This is a genomic window from Mucilaginibacter sp. GW821-FHT07H05, from assembly GCF_059418485.1.
Genome location: NZ_JBWKPY010000009.1, coordinates 252,245 through 272,194, shown reverse-complemented (window position 1 = coordinate 272,194; position 19,950 = coordinate 252,245). Strand labels below are relative to the sequence as shown.

The window sequence follows — 19,950 nt, the reverse complement described above, 5'->3', positions numbered from 1 at the left end:
ATAACCCGGGGCTGTTTAAAATTACTGTTTTTATAAACAGGAAGCTATTAATTATTGCTTGCCGTAATATTAGGAACGGGGGTTGTATCCACTTTAGTTTTAGCATCTTCAAAAAACTTGCACACCTGGGTTATCTTCCATTCTTTGTTCTCGTTCTTTTCAAGCACCAGGTAATTATGCTGGGTAAATTCGTTGTATTTAAAATCAACTTTGGCTATGATCATCGCATCGCTTTTGGCCACGACCTCGTAGTTAGATTCGCAGTTTTGCTTAATACCGCCGCCATCTTTTTTAAGTTGCTCCATCAGGTTGTTTTTGCTGTGTACCAGCACTACATCGGCACGCGGGATTTTTACGCTGGCATCATCGCTTAACACCTTATCCAGCTTTTTGTAATTCCCGTTTACGTAACCATCAATATAATTGTTGATCACATCTTTATAGCTGGGGGCAACACCGCCATCCAGCGCATAAGTTTTGTTAACTGCGGCAAACGATCCTAAGATCATACATACCAGTAAAAATTTGTTTCTCATAATCTGTGATATTTCTTGTGATATTTTTAACCAAATATCATTTGAAAACCCGGGTGCTGATGTGCTGATACCACCCGCAGATATGCTGATAGCACTAATGAATATCCCCCTAAAAGGGTGTACCCATACACTTATTTTTTACTAAATTTGAGATAACCTAATTGCTCCCGTCATGAAAAATATCATTTTACCGGCAGTCCTGCTCTTACTATCATTTACCCCAATAACACAACAGGACAGCTTTAAACCCTTGTTTCAGCTAACCGGCGGCACCTGGAAAATGAAAACCACCAAAGGTTATACCTGCGAACAATGGAAGAAGATCAGCGATACCGAATTAAGCGGCTATGGTTTCAAAATAGCGGGCCGCGATACCACCGGCGAAGAGCAGGTACAGCTGATGATAAAAGATAATTATGTGTATTACATCCCTACCGTAAATGGGCAAAATGATGGTAAACCCACCCTGTTTAAACTCACATCGTCCTACAACGGTATTTATTTATTCAGTAACCCCGAACATGATTATCCCCAGGTAGTGGCCTACCAGTTTGTAGGGAAAGACTCGCTTAACGCCTGGATAGACGGCAACTTATACGGTAAAAAAAAGCGGATAGATTTTCATTACAGGCGGGTTAATTAGCTGTAACCTGCTTTTTCATTTGAAGCACCATTACCACGGCGTTATTACTTAACGCTTCCATATCAGCATCGTGCAGGTCCCAAAGCGCCAGGCCATCGCGCTGGTGCATCAGCCGGCCCTGTAATTCAAAAGCCCCGGCAACTACAAATGCAAAAAACAAGGCCCCTTCCCTAACCTGGTATAAAGTATCCTTCCGGCCATCAAACATGCCGATATGCAACGAGAAAGGTAAGGCTTTTAGCGAGTCGGGCTGACTGGTAGTCACCACATCTATCAGCGTATTTTGCTTGTCTTCAAAATCAAAATCGTACAGTTGGGGGATCAGTGATGCCAGGCCTGTATCGCCGGCCTTAAACTCCAGGTACAAAAAGTTAATGCGGTCATCATTATAAGGATTGGACAGTTCAATCATATTCCCAGCCGGCACATAACGCAATTGCACCTGGCCCACATCAACTATTCCGCCATTACCCAAGTCATCCTTGTAAGCTACCTCGCCGGTAATTGGGATAATTACCATCCAAACTGCCTGCACAGGCTGGTAGTTTGCTTTATGAGCGGGCATAAACAACTCATCATTCAGCGTAAGCAGGGACCCGAAGGCTTTTCTATGGGTATCAAAATAATCGCCATAATTAAAAGTACACCACCGGGTTAATCCTTCGGTTTCGGTAACACCGCGCTGATCGGCAAGGTAAATTTGTCCCGGTGATAGTTTTTCCATCTCAGCTGATCAATTTAATAGCATGTATATTTAAATAAGACTGCAACTGGAACAGGTTGGTTAATATTTCCGTACCACCAGGTATACTACTGCCCTCATTGCAGGGCGATACCAGCAGGTAATTATCTACCGTTTCGTGCCATATCATAGGTTCCGAAAAAAAGCTGACAGCCACTACATGCTTATCACGATCGTTAATATCCGAGTTAATGATCTCGAACTGAAAAGTATTGAATTTTAAAAAACGGCGTCCAAGTACATTCAGTATATCGGGCATAATATCGCCCAGTTGCTGCACATATCCGCTCACAGCAGGCGTTACCATAGCGGCCAGTTTTTGCGCATCGGGCACATGGCGTAGCAAATCGGCATAGGATGTATAAGGTGTGCCTGCACTAAAATTCTGGGCCTGCATTTTAAACTCCATGTAACTGTCCTCGTACACCAGCTTATCCCATGGCAGTATAGGATTTGGCCTGATAATTTTACGGTAACAAAGGGTAATGACGCGTTCGCTCATATTATCAATAGGAAAAAGACGATAAAAGATTAGTCTTCAACGCCTTTGTATATTTAAATATACCGAATATTCTTTATGCCGAAACGCTGAGGTTGATGGATAATGCAAAGCCTGCCGATGTACTGCCTGTAACAGTAGCAATTTCAATACCGGCGGTATCATCGCTGAATACGCCATCGCTTTTGTTGTAGGTATAACCGGTCATCCCTTTGGCGTACCCGTTTACCGCTACCAAAGCCGTACCGGTACCCTCTGGAAAAGCAATTTGGGTAACCTTTAACGATGTGCCCGACGCGCTGTAAATATGCACATGGATATGCGTAGCGCGGCCACTGTACCATCCGGGGAAAATACTGGTAAAAGTTACGGTGCCGGTTGAATCGGTTGTTTGCCGGCCGCGTAAAAAGTGAACTGCTGTATAATTAGTGCTTTGCATACTGGTGCCACCATACTCCGAGTAATTGCCTTCGGCATCGCAATGCCAGATATCAACCAATAATCCCGATAAGGCGTTGCAATTATTATTGTGGTTAACTACCGTAATTTTTGCGGTCATTGTATACCCGGTGCGGCCGTCGGTAATATCGCTGCGTACGTATGATGCTGGGGCTTTGGTAGGGAACGGGCCTTCGGTTTCATCAGGGGCAATAGTGCAATTATTGCTGGTGGTTGCCCCACCTGTTGTGGTGGTGGTTGTCCCGGTGGTGGTAGTATCGGTAGTGGATACACTATCTTTTTTACAGGCGGCTATCAACGCTGTACCCGACGCGGCTCCTATCATTAAGCTTTTTAAAAAGTTCTTCCTTTCCATGATATGGTCTCCTTTAATTAAGTTTTAGTTATTCTTTGTTGACCAAACATACCACGGCACTATCAGCTCAGGAAAGATGTATCGGTTAATGGCAGCATTGTATCGATCGAATACGATTAATCACAAAAGAACATAAAGCCATATCTACTTAATTTCTATTTTTGGGCAGAATGAACATTGACCCATTAAGCGTATCGTTATTTGAAATGCGGCTGGAAGAGATCCACCGGCAGGATCCCTGGCTACGCTACGAGATGAGCATCCGCGATTTTATTGCGCTGTTCCCCATGCGCTATAAAAATGGGCGCCCGGTTAAACCCGAGCATCCGGCCGTGGTGGGTGTCGACCGTGAGGTTTTTCTGAAAGTATTAGTGGCTTTTAGTCAGTCATTCCCGGTAAGATAAATAAAGCGCTATTTCACCAAAAAGGCGGCCCCCTTTCAGTTGCCGCCAATCATTCAACCTAACAATTATTATCTTAAAGCCTGCACATTTGCATAATCCGCAAACTTGCACATTCATTTATTTCAATGCCACGCTGCTATAAATATGATATTCGCCCGGTGCCAGGTTAATGGTATAGGGCAGTGCAACGGTTATGGTGCTGCCGCTCATATAATCATACCAGGTACCGGCGGTTGGGAAAGCTACGGTAGCCGATTGCGTATTCACATCAAAGTTACCGGCAACCACCACATTTACACCTGTACCTGTCAGCATAGCTGTTTTAATTGATCCTGATGAATTATAGGTGATGGTTGATGTATTGAACACCGGGTTACCCGTCTTCATCCTGATCAGTCTGCCGAACACGCTGTACAGATGACGGCGCTGGGTAACGTTGTTATAATCCCAATGGATGGGCTTTTCACCCGTGCGCCCGTTCTGATCGATGGTGATATCATACCCCAACTCGCCAAACTGCCAGATCATTTTTGGCCCGGGCGCGGTAAGCAGGAATGCAGCGGCAGCCTCCTGCCGGGCAAGGCCGGTATTCAGCGTTTTTACATTATATCCGCCCGCGCCGGTGGTGTTGCCAAATTGCTCGTTCTTGTACATCAGGCGCTCCTCGTCATGGCTTTCCATATAGCTCACTATATTATCAGGCTGGGTAAACCCGGCGTGACTGGTATAATACAGCCGCGAAAAGTTTGAAGTAGGTACCCAACCCATCGTAGCCTCGTTAAAATTATAGTTGATGTTGCTCCAAAGCATCATGCCGTTATCCGATAGTTCTTTTTCTTCCTGATCAACCGCGAAGTGTTCCAGTATCACATAAAAGTTATTGGCATCAACGCTTTTAATGAAGTTATTATAATCCTTCCAAATGGCTACCCTGCTGGCATCGTAAGCGGCAAAGGTGCCGTCATCGGTACTCGTTTTTTGGGTGAAGCCTTTGGCCAGATCAAAGCGGTAACCATCAATATGGTACTCCTGCATCCAAAACTTCATGACGTTTTTAGAGAAGTACTTGGTAGCGGCGCTTTCGTGGTTAAAATCATACCCTACGTTATAGGGGTGCTTAGGATCAACATTAAACCAGGGGCTATTGCTGGCAGGCTTTTGCGTGGCCTGGTTAAAATAAAGCTGTACCATGGGCGATTGCCCGAACGAGTGGTTCAGTACCATATCCAGTATCACGGCCATACCCCGGGTATGGCATTCGTCTATTAAAGCTTTCAGATCGTTTTTAGTACCATAATACTTATCAGGCGCAAAGTAGAACGATGGGTTATATCCCCATGATAAATTCCCCTCAAATTCATTTACCGGCATCAGTTCAACAGCGTTTACACCTAAATTGGTAAGATAGTTCAGCGTATCTTTAATAGTTTTATAGCTGTGGGTGCCTACAAAATCGCGCACGTGCAATTCATAGATCACCAGATTCTTTTTATCGGGACGGGCGAAGCTGGTGTTTTTCCATGTATAGGCGGTTTGATTGGCCTGCATCACACTCACAATGCCGGTTTGCCCGCTTGGGTAAGCTTTTAAGTTGGGATATACGGTTGACGCGATATACTGATCGTTCGATGGGTCGAGCACCTTCTCACAATAAGGATCGGCTACTTTTAAAGTACCATCCACTAAAAACTGGTAGGCGTATTCTTTATTAGCATCCAAACCGTCAACCTGTACCCACCAGTTATTGCCATCGGGGGTAATGCTCATGGCAGTTGGCTGCCAGTTATTAAACTCCCCAATTACAGATACGGCTGTTTTGCCAGGCGCGTAAAGGTTAAAAATAGCCGATGCCCCGGCATTGATATAGGTTACCCCATCTTTAGCGCCCGAAGGCAATGCCTTACCGCCCGTTACCGGTGGGTTGGTTGTGGTGCCTGTACCATCGTCGGGTACCGGGTCTATGCTTTTTTTGCCGCAAGCCACACTTAACAACAACACTGATGCTATCAGCAGTAAAAATAATCTCTTCATAGATATAGCTATTAAAACTTAACCGACCTTTAATTTTTTAGATATCCTGATGTCGCGGCCATCCTGCACGTACAGTACCGAAACCGCCGCGCAAAGCATAAACAGGCCAGCCAGCACAATGGCGTAAATAGACTGGCCGCCAAACAGGCTCTTCACTATCCAGCCGCCAAAAAAGCCGTTCACAATTTGCGGCAGGGTAATAAACAGGTTGAATATGCCCATGTACACCCCCATTTTTTTAGCCGGGATAGACCCTGAAAGGATGGCATAAGGCATAGCCAGAATACTGCCCCAGGCCAGGCCAATGCCTATCATAGGCACTACCAGCATATTGGGGTTTTGGATAAAAAATACCGATATCAAACTAATGCCACCTGCAATCAGCGAGAAAGCGTGCGCCATTTTACGACTGGTTAGCCTGGCAATAGTTGGCAAAAACAAGGCATAAATAGCCGAAACGCCATTATAAATGCCGAAGCAAATCCCCACCCAGTTACCGGCATCGGCAAATTTGGTTGAAGTGGTATCGCCGGGGGCAACGTGGTAAACATGTTCGGCAACGGCAGGCGCCATAAATACCCACATAGAGAATAAGGCAAACCACGAGAAGAACTGCACCAGCCCCAATTGCTTCATGGTAGATGGAATATGCTTCAGATCGGTAAAGATGGACAATAAGCCTTTGTGGCTATCCTCCACTTCTTCGTTATCAAACTGGTTATAAACTTCGGGCGGATATTCCTTTGTTGTCAGCATCGTATACAGTAAACTGGCTATCAGCACAAAAGCGCCAGTATAAAACGAGAACAGGATATTATCCGGGATATGACCCTTAGGGGCAATTTTGGCAATGCCAAAATTCTCTGCAAAAATATAGGGCAACCACGAACCGGCCACTGCCCCTATCCCTATTAAAAAGGTCTGTACTGAAAAGCCAAGTCCGCGCTGGGCATCGGGCAGGTTATCGGCAACCAACGCCCTGAAGGGCTCCATAGCCACGTTAAAGGTAGCATCCATTACCATCAGCATGCCTGCACCCACCATCAGCGGAGGCAAAAACATCAGCATAGATGAATTTGGCATCAGCACCAGGGCCACAGCGGCCAGTAATCCGCCGGTTAAAAAGTAGGGCTTACGCCGGCCCAGCTTGTTCCAGGTACGATCGCTGTAATGACCAATAATAGGCTGAACGATCATACCAGTAATAGGCGCGGCCAGCCAAAAAAGCGACAAATGTTCTACATCGGCCCCAAAGCTTTGTAATATATGCGAGGCGTTCCCGTTTTGCAGCGCGAACCCAAACTGTATCCCCAAAAAACCGAAGCTCATGTTAAAAATCTGCCAAAAGCTTAATCTTGGCCGCTCTAACACTTTCCTTGCCGCGGGTTTCACAACATCTCCTTCAAGCGCTATCATTTCTTCAATTCTATTATTAAGGTGGTTTTAGCAGGGATGGTTAGCTGCTGTAAATTGGTTATCGGTTTGCCGGTCAGCACGTCCAGACCGCTGTTAAAGCCGGCCATGCGTTCGGTAAAGTATCCGGTGTTTAGTGTGGCCTCCTTATCGTTACCGTTATAGGCTATCATTACCGTTTTTTGCGCATCATACCTGAAATAGGTGTAAATGCCATTACGCGGAACATATTGCATCAGCTTACCGGTTTGCAGGGCGGTAGTGTTTTTACGATAGTTAGCCAGCGTGCGTACAAAATCAAAGGCTTCATTCTCTTTTTTATCGCGGCCTTCAGCGGTGAATTTGTCCTTTTTATCCCCTGCCCATCCGCCGGGAAAATCAAGGCGTACCAGGCCATCCGGATTGCTGTAGTTCTTCATCAGGATCTCATCGCCGTAATACATTTGCGGCACGCCGCGCATAGTGAGCAGCATAGCCATCCCCGATTTAAACCGGGTAAAGTCCTCGTTCACCATCGAGTAAAAACGGCTCATATCGTGGTTATCTAAAAAGATGGTATTACGGGTAGGGTCCTGGTACATAAAATCCTGCGCTATAATATTGTACAGGCGGTTAACACCGTCAGTCCAGCCATCTTTGCCATTCAGTGCTTCATAGATCGCGCCCTTGATCTGCGCGTCGGTAATGCCGGGCAGGTGGGTATCAAAGCCACGGTTAACGGTATTACCCTGGGTAAAAAACGCCTGGTTAGCAACCGACCATACCAATGTTTCGCCGAAGATGGAGAGGTGCGGGAATTCGGCTTTTACTTTCTGTGCCCAGTCGGCCATGTAAGCGGGATCATTATATGGATAGGTATCCAAACGGAACCCGTCTACCCCGGCATACTCTACCCACCAGATGTGGTTTTGGGTGAGGTAATTTTGCACATAAGGATTACTTTGGTTAACATCTGCCATGCGGCGATCGAACCAGCCATCCAGCATTTGTTTTTTATCGGCAGCACTGCCGTGCGGATCCATCACAACCGCATCCCTGAAATTAGAGTTGGTATATTGGGGCCATTGGTGTACCCAGCTTTTCATCGGCATATCCCGGATCAGCCAGCCTTCGGTACCGGCGTGGTTGTGTACCAGATCCTTAATTACCTTCAACCCTGTTTGGTGGCATTTAGCTACCAAGGTTTTGTATAGCTCGTTGGTGCCGTAACGCGGGTCAACTTTGTAATAGTCGGTCACCGCATAGCCATGATACGATGCCTGCGGTTCGTCGTTCTCAATTTCGGGGGTCAGCCATATCGCGGTAACACCTAAATCCTTCAGATAACCCAGGTGATTAATGATCCCCTGCAAATCGCCGCCGTGACGCGAATAAATGGAATCCCTGTTCAGGCCTGTTTCCCGCATGCCGGGAATGACATCATTTTTGGTGTCGCCGTTAGAGAAACGGTCGGGCATGATGAGGTAGATCAGATCTTTATTGGTCACCCCCTGTGCCCATTGGGGCGAGTGGTTGCGGGTCTTTAACTCGTAGGTATAAACCAAATCCTTTGCACCGGCTTTTTTAAAGCTGACAGGGAACTTACCGGCTTTTGCCGCGGGTGAAATTTCCAGATCGATAAACAGGTAATTGGCGTTCTCTACTTTATGCACGGCCGCCAGCTTTACACCGGGATAGTTTAATTTAACTGTACTCCCGGCAATATTTTGGCCATGAACAATTAACTGTAGCTTAGGATTTTTCATACCCACCCACCAAAAGGCAGGCTCTACCCTGTCCAGCGCGGATATTTGCGCAAACAGGTATCCCGAAAGGAAAAGAAAACAAAAGGTGGTAGTTAATTTAAATTTCATGTGCTGTAATGGCTTTATTACTTGCATAGGATTGGAATTAGCGCAATAAGTGCGGGAGGTTATTTAAACACTCATCCGCATAGGGTTACGGATGAGTGTTGTTTGAATGATCTTATTGCTTTACCAATGTATATTTTGCTGTAGCAGAAGTATTAATTTTACCTGGGTCATCTGATTTGTAAACCGGGGTAAAAGTCAACTTATAATTACCTGCAGTTGCGATAGGGATATTATTGTTATCGTTATTGTTTAAGGTAGACCCATCGGCACCGGTTTTTGGTATACCAAAGCTAATGCCCCAATCGTGATTCATCCTTACTTTAAATTCGCCCACGGTAAACGGTATAGTGCCTTCCCAGGCCAGGGTGCCGTTATTGTATTTTAAATCGGTATCGGTACTCCAGGCTGTACCCGGGGCAGCGTTGCCTATGACACTGAAATAATTGGCCGAAGCAATAATTAATGTATTGGTATTTAGATTAGCCACCAGCATATACTGGCCCGCAGCCGGAACCGAAATATCGCCACCCGAAGTGCTGATACCTGTACCGCCGGTTGTACCGTAGGCCACGTCCCATTTTTTAAGCGGTGTGATCTTGAAAGCCAGGTTGCCGGCCGTAAAGTTGATGATACCGGTATACACGCCATTACCTGTTGCAGATTGCAGGCTATCGGCAGTTGGCGGGTTCCATCCCTGATAAGCACCGGGAACGTAAATGTAAGATACCAGCGGGAACGGGGTTGCTGTTACCGTAAGTACGTTTGAATAAGTGATGCCAGCCGTTGCGCTTAACGATGTTTTTAAGCGCACCTCTAACTGGGCGGCAACATTCACCGGCAAATTCATGGCCAGCAAAATGTTATTAAACTCCTGCACGGTATAGCTTTTGGCTAAAGTGCCGGTTGGTAAAGGCACGTCCATTGGGGCTGCAAAGCTGGTACCTTTTACAGCTAATTGAAAGGCATAAGTAACGGCCGCGTTATAGCCGTAGCTTTGGGTTGTACCGGTTAGGGTAATTGCCGTATTGGTTAAGTTGGCTTTTACCAAAGCCGGGGTTGTGGTCGATGCGGTTAACACACTGGGCGAACCGGTACCGGCAACAGCTTTTATTTCGTCTTTTTTGCATGACGACAGGAGCAGTGCGGCCAGGCACCCGGTCATCATTAAGCTTGTAAAAATCTTTTTCATTAGTTTAATTGATTAATGTTTATAGATATTTATGGGTTAAAGGCCGGGTTGATATCAACGCCGGCCTTAATTTTTTATTAATACCCGGTGTTTTGTACCAGGGTTGGGTTAGCTGTAATATCGTCTGATGGTATAGGGTAAACATTACGGTATGACTCAACACCTTTACCGCCTGCTACGCCACCTTTAAACGGCCACAGGTATGCGGCATCGGTAAATCTGCCGTAACGTACTAAATCTGTACGGCGGAAACCTTCCCAGTATAATTCGCGGGCACGCTCGTCCAGGATAAAATCAAGCGTAATAACCGCTACGTTGCCTGTGGCATTACCATAGGCACGGGTGCGGATCTTATTGATGTTGGCTACAGCGGTAATCAGATCGCCACCGGTACCACCGCGTAAAACAGCTTCGGCATAGATCAGGTACATTTCTGATAAACGGAAAAGCGGGAAATCAACATCGGCAAAATCCAGGCTTTGGCCGGCTGCGCCTGTGCGGGTTACGTTACGGTATTTGGTAACTGCAAAACCATCGGTAAAGGTGCTTTGATCTTTGATCTCGATATTTTGACCGTTAGTATAAAACTGCGACCTTTTATCGGCTGTGCCGGTGTAATCAGGGAACAGGTTAGGCAGGTTTTTGGTAGTGCGCGCGCCGGCCCAGCCACCGCTGATACCAAAGGTACTTGCGCTTTCCGACCCGCCAACAGGGGCATGGGTTAAAAATGTGGTACCACCATAGCTTTGGGTGTGCAAACCATCATAATTAATGGTCAGGATGTTTTCGTTGGTGTTTAAGTTATTATCGGCCAGCATAATCCATGGGTAATTAGTGATCAGCGTGTAACCGGCAGCAATTACTTTTGATGAGTAGGTAATGGCTTCGGTATAACGCGGTGTACCGGTATAAACACCCGCATTCAGGTATAAACGTGCTAATAAAGCCCAATCGGCAGCCTGATCGGCGCGACCGTATTCGTTAGTTTTTGGCGCGGCTAATAATGGGTCTATCGCTTTCAGCTCCGACTCGATATAAGCGAACACGGCAGCGCGACCTATTTGCTTGGGCACGGTTACACCGATGACATCCGCATCAGTAACAAACGGAGGGTTACCAAAGGCATCCATAAGTACCCAGTATTGGAAAGCCCTTAAAAACCGGGCTTCGGCGCGGTATTTACGGATATTATCGGCATCGGTACCAGAAATACCACGGCCGCTCAATTTATCATCGGCCGATTGCCTGATGAAATCATTAGCCAATGTGATCTGGTATAACGAACGGTAATACAACCCCTTCAGGAAAGGGTTGCTTGACGACCAATTCATGTTGTGAAAATCCTGGATGCCTACGTCGCCCCAGCTAATTACGGCTTCATCGGTACTTAATTCCTGCGATTTCCAGAACAGGCGTAAAAAGTCGGATGTACCTTCGTCAATACCTTTAATATCCTTGCTGTTGTCGTCGCCGGCGGGGCCTATATTGCCTGTTAAGGCATAAGCGCCGTAAACCTTGGCAAATGCCTGCTTGTAACCGGCTGCCGTGGTGTAAACCGTTGCCGCGGTAACATCATTGGTAGGCAGCAAGTCCAGCTTTTTGGTGCACGAAGCCAATGAACCTGTAAGGATCATTACAATTAAGGCTTTGTTAATTATATTTCTTTTCATATCGGTTTATTTTTAATCGTATGTGTTAGATACGGTGGACTTAAAATTTAAGATTTAACCCTAAAACAAATGTGCGTGGGCGTGGATAAAGGTTGTTATCTATACCGCCACCCTCAGGGTCAACGCCTTTATAGTTGGTGATAATAAATACATTCTGCACATTACCGGTGATACTTAGGTTGGCCGAATTGTTTAATATTTTCCCAAAGTTGTAGCCCAGGTTCACATTATCCATCCGCAGGAACGAAGCGTTTTGAATGTAATAATCAGACAGTACGTTTTTATCGCTATTGCCGCTTAAACCGCTTTCTAATACGTTGGTCGATCCGTTGTTCAGGATACCCAGCGGGTTTAAAATATTACGGGTTGTACCAGTGCTCGAGAACACGTTGTTGTAAGCATAGTTACCTAAGTTGGCCCTGGCGGTAAAACCTAAATTCCATTTTTTATAGCTGAAATTGCTGGACATGCCCAGGAAGAATTTAGGGTCGGGGCTTTTGTATTTGTACAGGTCCTGTTCGTTAATAATACCGTCCTTGTTCCGATCTACAAATACACCATCAATTGGTTTGCCGTTTAAATCGTATACCTGCTGATAAACATAAAATGAGTTACGCTGCGAACCAACCGAGTTGATTTGGATGGTGTTACCTGTACCGCCCGAAATACCGCCGGTTTTGTTACCCACAAAAGTTGGATCGTTTACAATGGTTAGCTTGGTGATATTGTTTTTGTTGTAAGTGGCGTTAAACGCAACATCCCAGCTTACATCTTTTTTACGGATCACCTGCCCGTTGATAGAGAACTCTACACCGCGGTTAACCATATCGCCCACGTTGGTTACAATCTTGTTGGAGAAACCCTGACCGGCAGAGATATTTACCTCGTTTAACAGATCGGTAGTGTTTTTGTAATAAAAATCTATACTACCGGTAATGCGGCCATTTATAAAGCCGTAATCTATACCAACATTGGTAGTGGCGCTTTGCTCCCATTTACGTTTAGGGTCATATCCGGCAGGCCTGTACAGCGGGTAAAAGGTATTACCGAACTGGTATTGGGCGGTTTGGTTACTTAAGGCGTAGTACGAAGCATAATCGTAGTTACCAATACCATCCTGCTGGCCAGTGATACCATAACCTACACGGATCTTCAGATCTGACAATACTTTTGACTCTTTCAGGAAAGCTTCATCCTTGATTTTCCAGGCAAATGCTCCTGAAGGGAATACCGCGAAACGGTTATCGGCACTAAACCTTGATGAACCATCGCGACGAACGGTACCGGTTAACAGGTATTTATCGTCGATAGTTAAATTTAAGCGGCCATAGTAGGATAATAACCTGTGCTGCGGCTTATCAAATGGATAGTTGGGTTTGCTTACCACTGTGTTATCGGTAGTATAATCCGGGAAGTTGGTATTAGTGGTGGCATAATCGTAATACGCATAACCGGCAACCGCGTCTATACGGCTGTTAATGGCTTTTATATCTTTAACATAATTTAAGTAAGCCTCGAAAGTGGTATTTTGGATAGTGGTTTTGTATTGGTTATTTACCCCGCCATGTAAAACGTTGTTAGCATCTTTATACCTTTTATAGCTGGCAGCCGCGCTGTCTGATACTACAATAGTTCCGGTTCCTTTTGATACATCGTAACCAAAGTTCACATTGGCATGCAAATCGGGCAGGAAATGGAATTTGTAATCTAACTGCAGGTTACCAACACTGCGTTGTACCTTGCTTTTATCAAAACGCTCCTGCAATAAACCAACCGGGTTTAGCGGCGCTAATGATTTTAAACCAGTGTTAGTATTACCGGCATCTAACCATTGGTAATAACCATCAAACCTTTTACTGGCAACAGTTACCGGTTTGGTTGGGTCAAAGCTTACAGCCGCGCCAATAGCGCCTTCATTAGCAAAACGCACTTTGCTGTCTGATCCTTTCAGGTTCAGGTCGATTTTTAAATGGTTATCAAAAAGTTTAGGCGACAGGTTGACCGAAGCCGATGTACGGTTAAGTGAGCCTGTTTTTAAAATGCCATTTTGATCAAGATAACCAACCGACACCCGGTATGGCATATTTTTGATACCGCCCGATACGCTGAAGTTATTATCGTTACTGATAGCGGTATGATAAATTTCCTTTTGCCAATCGGTATTGGCAGTACCTAATAAAGCTATTAGCGCGGGTGTGCCGTTAGCTTTTACAAAATCCCTGAACTGATCGGCCGATAAAACACTAACTTCCTTTGGTAAGGTACCGGCAGATGCCATAGTATTAAACTCGAATGTTGGTTTACCTGCAACACCTTTTTTAGTGGTGATAATAATTACACCGTTTGATGCCCTTGAACCATAAATGGCGGTAGCCGAAGCATCCTTTAATATGGTGAAGGTTTCGATATCGTTAGGGTTAATTAAACTTAATGGATTAGGTGCACCCGGAATAGCGTCGTTGCTGAGCTGCACGCCGTCCACCACAATCAGCGGATCGTTACTGGCATTTAAGGATGCGCCGCCGCGTACGCGAATAGTGCTGCCCGCACCCGGCGCGCCGCTGTTTGAGGTGATAGAAACACCCGCTACCTTACCCGATATTAATTGCTCGGGACTGGTAATGTTACCTGTTTGAAAATCTTTTGAGCTTACAGTGGTAACCGAACCGGTAAGGTCCTTTTTCCTGACGGTACCATAACCTATTACAATAATTTCGTTCAGGTTTTTGGCCGATGGCTGCAGGTTAAAGTTAACCGTGGCGTTATCTGCACCAAGGCTTACTGTTTTTTGCAGCGATGTATAACCCACAAAGCTGGCGGTAAGCGTATAGGTGCCGGCTTTTAAAGCGTTAATTTTATAAACCCCATTTACATCGGTTGATGAGGCAATGGTGGTGCCGCTAACCGTAATGGTTGCTCCCGGTAGTGTTTGGTTGTTCTCGTCAACAACTTTACCGGTAATACTTCTTGTTTGCGCAAATACCTGGTACGATATTACCAGCACTGCAAAAAGGAGCATGTACTTTTTAAGATAATTATTTCTCATTTAATTTATTTTTAAGTTAATAATGGCTTGGTCGGTTATCCCTGGCTGGGCAGGCTAATGGCTGTATGGCCATCTTTGGTTTCTTTGTACTGTTTTAGGTTGGGTAAAGTTTTATCATACTCAGGTTTAATTAACAGTTTAAAAATCATTGAATAAGCAGCTTTAAAACATGCTAAATCCTTGCGCTAAATACATTTGCAAATCCGCAACACGCATCAAGCCCAATTGGCAATCATTTTATATCGGCGTACAGGAAAAAAATATAATTGGTTAAATGTCTGCAAACACTACCTGTTTATTCGGCTAAATGTTTTTACGACAAGACAAAGTAAGTTGGGTTAATTACGGTAACCTATTTATTTATTAAAAATTTAAAAAAATATCGCATTTTTAAAAATCAATTATCTGATAATCAAATGATTACAAAATAAGTTATTGTAAAAAATTTAAATAGAATTGCAATGTTTTTAATGCAGAAGGACTATAATTTGCAATGCAGTTTGTAAAGACACAAACTGCGGGATGGATACAAACAGCAAAAACGGAAATCAGCCTAAATCAAAAATCAACGGTCAAGGTCAACCGCCTTAATGGCCATTATCCGATGCTCAAACTCATCGCCATGAATGAGCGCCTTGGCTTTGATACGCATTTTATATACGTAAATGGTTTTTTCGGAGTACTCCAGTATTTTGGCAATGGTTTCGGTATCAGCAATACCCATACGCATCAGGGCAAATATGCGCAGGTCGGTGGTCAGTACTTCGTTCTCTTTTGGCCAAATCTGGTCTTCCTTGTTAAACAGGGCATTAAACTCCTCAATAAAATTGGGGAAGATCTTAATAAACACATGGTCGAAGGTATAAAACAAGGTATCCCGCTCCTTTTTAATATTGATGTTATTAGCCATCAGCTGGATATCATCGTACTTTTTGATAGACAGCTTAGTATCAACCGATCGCTTAATACGCTCTAACTGAAGGATGTAACCCGATATCACATTAAAGAAATAGCCGATATAATCTTCTTTGATCTTGGTGCCCTCCAACAATTTCACGTTCACCTTTTCCAACTGCACGTTTTTATCATCAATGATCTTTTCCTTCACCTTCAGCTTTTTATTCTGCTTATATAACAGGATAGAAACCATAACAATTAACGCGGCCAGTACGGTAAGCACACTCAGGAAAATGATAAAACGGCGCTCCTCCCGTTCTATATAAGTCAGCTTTTCAGATGCTACGATGGGGAGCAGACTACCTATCTGGATCTTCCGTTGGCGCGCGCCGTAAAATTCGGCATCGGCCAGGGCGTGTTCCAGCGCCAGGTAGGCATTTTTAATATCCCCTTGTTTGTATAAGATCTCGGCCAGCCAAAAGAGCGCCAGGGTTTCCTTGGTCGATGAGCGGATATCGCTGATGGTGGCCTTGATCAATAGTTCAATACACTTTTCCTTTTGCGGCGTGTTCAGATAAACATTGCTTAAGGTTGAAGATACGATGGCGTACTGGTGTTCGGTCAGCTTACGCGGATCCAGCAGCTTATTAAAAATAACCGCAGCCGAATCAAATGCGCCGTTCCTGAATTTCTTGTATCCCGTCAGGTAAATATTGTCGTAAGTACCGGGCGCGCTTAGCGCAATAGCCGAATCGATATACATATTGGCCAGTTCCTTATAGCGGGGGGCGTAGTGGCGGTCGTTATCGTAATTGGCCAAATCGTAATAGGCGCGTGTCATAATGGAATAGTATTCCATTTTTACGCTATCGTTCAAATCGCGCACATCAATCCCGTGCATGCTATCAAACGTTTCTTTAAACATACCCGACGACAGCAGGATGAAGCCCACTTTTATCTTACTGAAATCCTCCTTAGGCTTATCATGCAGGGCGTGGCTTAAGTACTGCAATCTATTGGCATATACATAGGCCGAATCGTACTGGTACGATTTATACTCATCATACAGCTTATTACAAATATCAAACTGGGTTTTTAAATTACTGGCCGGAACGTGGATCAGTGAGTTTTTAAGATGCTGTATCCTTGCTTCCTTGTTCTGATCGTATAAGCTTTTTTTATTGAACTCCAGCTTCAACTCATCAAACAGGCTATCCGTTTTTGAGTTTGAAAACGCGGCAAACGATAAAAAAATAAAGCAAGTCAGTAAAAACCCCTTTATAACCAGGGAATAACGATCTAATTTGTATATCATTTAATGTTGACCAATATTAGGCTTTCCGGAATAAGTTATTAAGCTAACGATATATTTGCAAACAGCAGCAAAACTCAAAGGTTGATTTCCAAAAATATGAATTAATGTGCAAATGTGCGTATATGCAAATGCGCATATTAAAAGCCCGGCCTTACATTTTTATACCTCCTATGTAACTTATCCGTGTATTTTCTTATTTGCACATTTGCATATACGCACATTTGCATATTTTTATATTAAATTTGATTATAAACTAAGATTTTATGGCAACATATCACTTATCCGTTAACAACAAGCCGGTAACCGTTAACGCGGATGCCGATACCCCCCTGCTATGGGTATTGCGCGATCATTTAAACCTGGTTGGCACCAAATTTGGCTGCGGTATAGCTGCCTGCGGCGCCTGCACAGTACACATAGATGGCGCCGCGGTACGTTCATGCTCGTTCCCGGTAGCTGCTGTGGCAACGGCTAAAGTAACCACCATTGAAGGCTTAAGCGCCACGGGTAACCACCCGGTGCAGGCGGCCTGGTCAGAGATGGATGTGGCGCAATGCGGCTATTGCCAGTCGGGCCAGATTATGGCAGCGGCAGCTTTATTAAAACGCAACCCCAACCCAACCGATGCGGATATAGACGCGCAAATGACCAATATATGCCGCTGTGGCACACATACCCGTATCCGGCGGGCAATTCACCTGGCCGCAAAGAAAGGAGCTAAGAAATAATGGAAGCAGTATCACGCCGTAACTTTTTAAAAGTAACCAGCATTGCCGCGGGCAGCAGCCTGGTGTTAGGCTTTAATTTTTTAAACGATGCTATAGCGGGCGGTCATTTAGCCGATGCCGTTTTTGCGCCCAATGCTTATATTACTATTAACAGCGCCGGACTGGTTACTTTAATGGCCCCCAACCCCGAGATTGGCCAGGGCATTAAAACCGCCTTGCCCATGATATTGGCCGAGGAACTGAATGTAAAGTGGGATTCGGTATATGTAGAGATGGCCCCGCTCGATCCTAAATACGGCTCGCAAACGGCCGGAGGCAGCGGCGCTATCAGGAGCAGGTTTGCACCTATCCGCAATGCCGGGGCAACCGCCCGGCAAATGCTTACCACCGCCGCGGCCCGGCAATGGAATGTTAAAGAAGAGGAGTGCTATGCCGAAGACGGCCACATTATACACAAGCCAACCGGCAAAAAACTGGGCTATGGCGAACTGGCCGCTAAGGCCGCTACCCTCCCTGTCCCCGCAGATGTAAAACTGAAAGATCCGAAGGATTTTAAGATCATTGGCACCAGGATATCGAATATTGATAATCAAAAAATTATTACCGGCAAACCTTTATACGGCATAGATACCCGCCGCGATGGGATGCTATTTGCCATGGTATCGCGCCCGCCGGCCTTTGGTAAAACCTTTAAATCATTTGATGATACCGAAACCCGCAAAGTAACGGGTGTAAAAAATGTAGTACAGGCCCATGGCGTTGTTGCTGTGCTGGCCACATCAACCTGGGCCGCTAAAAAAGGCCGCGATGTATTAAAAGTGGTTTGGGAAGATAGTAGTCCACTGGAAAGCACCGCCGACCACGAAACAGCCTTTGCCGCGGCAATTGATACCAAAAGCGAAAAACCGGTACGTAACGATGGAGATATGGACGCGGCTTTAGCTTCGGGTGGCAAAGTGATAGAGGCCGTTTACTCGGTACCAAACCTTTCGCACTCGCCCATGGAGCCGATGAACTTTTTTGCCGACGTAAAAGATGGCAAAGCCGATTTATACGGCCCTACGCAGGTACCTGCCGCTATGCGTAACGATGTAGCTAAGGCATTGGGTATCCCGCCCGAAAATGTAAGCATCGGTATGCCGCGCCAGGGTGGCGGCTTTGGCCGTAAGCTACGGTCGGACAATGGTGTAGAAGCGGCCTTAATATCGGCGGCAGCCAAAGCCCCGATACAAATGATGTGGACACGCGAAGATGACATCCAGGGCGATTATTACCGCCCCGCCAGTATGGCTAAGTATAAAGCGGTGATCGGCCCGGGTAACCAGTTGATTGGTTGGTCGGCCAATGCAGCCGTATTAAGCGGTGGCAGCGCGTTAGGCAGAGGTTTCCCGGCGGCATCTATACCTAACTTCAGGATGGATGCGCACACGGTTAAATCAAATATACCAACCGGCCCGTGGCGTGGCCCTACCGCCAATGCTTCGGCTTTTGCCGATGAAAGCTTTTTAGATGAGGTTGCTATTGAAATGAAAAAAGACCCGGTTGCCCTGCGACTGGAGCTTTTGGAAAAAGCCCGGACTCAACCTGTTGGCCAGGTTACCTATAATATAGATAAATTTAAAAGCGTGATTGACCTGGTTAGCCAAATGAGCAACTGGGGCAAAAACACCAGTAAAGGCGTTTACCAGGGCTTTGCAGCTTATTATTCTTTTAACACTTATGTAGCCCAGGTAGCCGAAGTTACCCTGGTAAATGGCCTGCCACGTGTAAGCAAAGTATACTGCGCCGTTAACTGCGGCCGTGTAGTGAACCTAAGCGGCGCCGAAAACCAGGTGGAAGGCGCTATTGTTGACGGCCTAAGCCACGCCTTGTTCAGTAAGATCACCTTTGATAAGGGCGCTGTGATGCAAAAGAACTTCCATACCTATAAATTCCTGCACATGAAGGATGCCCCGTTGGATGTGATCGTAAAATTTGTGCCGACGGAAGATGCCCCAACCGGCTTGGGCGAACCCGGTCTGCCGCCAATTGCCCCGGCAGTGGCTAACGCCATTTTTGCAGCTACCGGTAAACGCTATCGAAAAATGCCGTTTGAACTGGGCGCTGCACCACCTAAAACGGCCGCTAATAAGGATACTAAGGTTTAAAAAACATATTGAAGAGGCACAAA

The 19,950-nt window shown here is 45.5% G+C and carries 15 protein-coding genes; 4 read left to right on the top strand and 11 right to left on the bottom strand.

Annotated elements, in window-relative coordinates; genetic code table 11:
- Nucleotides 1-47 precede the first annotated feature (47 nt).
- Nucleotides 48-536, bottom strand: coding sequence for a nuclear transport factor 2 family protein (locus AC07M6_RS23130; protein ID WP_494893614.1), 489 nt, complete (start codon nt 534-536; stop codon nt 48-50).
- A 172-nt stretch (nt 537-708) separates the two neighbouring features.
- Here AC07M6_RS23130 and AC07M6_RS23125 point away from each other — a divergent pair, with 172 nt between their 5' ends.
- Entirely contained in the window at nt 709-1,179 is a 471-nt protein-coding gene (locus AC07M6_RS23125) for a DUF6265 family protein (RefSeq protein WP_494893612.1), read from the top strand.
- Here the strand turns inward: AC07M6_RS23125 and AC07M6_RS23120 are convergent.
- From AC07M6_RS23120 to AC07M6_RS23110, 3 genes are all read right to left on the bottom strand, one after another.
- A complete protein-coding gene (locus AC07M6_RS23120) occupies nt 1,172-1,903 on the bottom strand; it encodes a pirin family protein (RefSeq protein WP_494893610.1) in 732 nt (243 codons plus the stop codon). The genes AC07M6_RS23125 and AC07M6_RS23120 overlap by 8 nt on opposite strands.
- Before the next feature lies 1 nt (nt 1,904).
- Entirely contained in the window at nt 1,905-2,423 is a 519-nt protein-coding gene (locus AC07M6_RS23115) for a hypothetical protein (protein WP_494893608.1), read from the bottom strand.
- A gap of 73 nt (nt 2,424-2,496) precedes the next feature.
- On the bottom strand, nt 2,497-3,234 hold the full coding sequence (locus AC07M6_RS23110; protein ID WP_494893606.1) for a dioxygenase family protein: 738 nt from the start codon (nt 3,232-3,234) through the stop codon (nt 2,497-2,499).
- 170 nt (nt 3,235-3,404) lie between these two features.
- On the opposite strand from AC07M6_RS23110, the gene AC07M6_RS23105 reads away from it, so the two are divergent.
- Complete coding sequence (locus AC07M6_RS23105; protein WP_494893604.1) at nt 3,405-3,638, top strand: hypothetical protein; 234 nt, start codon at nt 3,405-3,407, stop codon at nt 3,636-3,638.
- A gap of 117 nt (nt 3,639-3,755) precedes the next feature.
- Here the strand turns inward: AC07M6_RS23105 and AC07M6_RS23100 are convergent, their stop codons facing one another.
- The 7 genes from AC07M6_RS23100 to susR all read right to left on the bottom strand — a co-directional run bounded on the left by AC07M6_RS23100 (nt 3,756) and on the right by susR (nt 17,052).
- The gene (locus AC07M6_RS23100; protein ID WP_494893602.1) at nt 3,756-5,669 is read right to left on the bottom strand and encodes an alpha-amylase family glycosyl hydrolase; all 1,914 of its coding nucleotides are present in this window, start codon (nt 5,667-5,669) and stop codon (nt 3,756-3,758) included.
- 18 nt (nt 5,670-5,687) lie between these two features.
- Nucleotides 5,688-7,085: an MFS transporter gene (locus AC07M6_RS23095; RefSeq protein ID WP_494893600.1), complete on the bottom strand. Its 1,398-nt coding sequence runs from the start codon at nt 7,083-7,085 to the stop codon at nt 5,688-5,690.
- On the bottom strand, nt 7,082-8,935 hold the full coding sequence (locus AC07M6_RS23090) for a glycoside hydrolase family 13 protein (protein WP_494893598.1): 1,854 nt from the start codon (nt 8,933-8,935) through the stop codon (nt 7,082-7,084). Before AC07M6_RS23090 ends, AC07M6_RS23095 begins: the two co-directional genes overlap by 4 nt.
- Nucleotides 8,936-9,047: 112 nt before the next feature.
- A complete protein-coding gene (locus AC07M6_RS23085; protein WP_494893596.1) occupies nt 9,048-10,124 on the bottom strand; it encodes a SusE domain-containing protein in 1,077 nt (358 codons plus the stop codon).
- 77 nt (nt 10,125-10,201) lie between these two features.
- Nucleotides 10,202-11,794, bottom strand: coding sequence for a RagB/SusD family nutrient uptake outer membrane protein (locus AC07M6_RS23080; RefSeq protein WP_494893594.1), 1,593 nt, complete (start codon nt 11,792-11,794; stop codon nt 10,202-10,204).
- A 40-nt stretch (nt 11,795-11,834) separates the two neighbouring features.
- Entirely contained in the window at nt 11,835-14,840 is a 3,006-nt protein-coding gene (locus tag AC07M6_RS23075; RefSeq protein ID WP_494893592.1) for a SusC/RagA family TonB-linked outer membrane protein, read from the bottom strand.
- 565 nt (nt 14,841-15,405) lie between these two features.
- Complete coding sequence (gene susR, locus AC07M6_RS23070) at nt 15,406-17,052, bottom strand: SusR family glycan utilization regulator (protein WP_494893590.1); 1,647 nt, start codon at nt 17,050-17,052, stop codon at nt 15,406-15,408.
- Between the two features lie 263 nt (nt 17,053-17,315).
- Here susR and AC07M6_RS23065 point away from each other — a divergent pair, with 263 nt between their 5' ends.
- On the top strand, nt 17,316-17,780 hold the full coding sequence (locus tag AC07M6_RS23065) for a (2Fe-2S)-binding protein (protein WP_494893588.1): 465 nt from the start codon (nt 17,316-17,318) through the stop codon (nt 17,778-17,780).
- Entirely contained in the window at nt 17,780-19,927 is a 2,148-nt protein-coding gene (locus AC07M6_RS23060) for a xanthine dehydrogenase family protein molybdopterin-binding subunit (protein WP_494893586.1), read from the top strand. The genes AC07M6_RS23065 and AC07M6_RS23060 overlap by 1 nt, the downstream gene beginning before the upstream one ends.
- Nucleotides 19,928-19,950 lie beyond the last annotated feature (23 nt).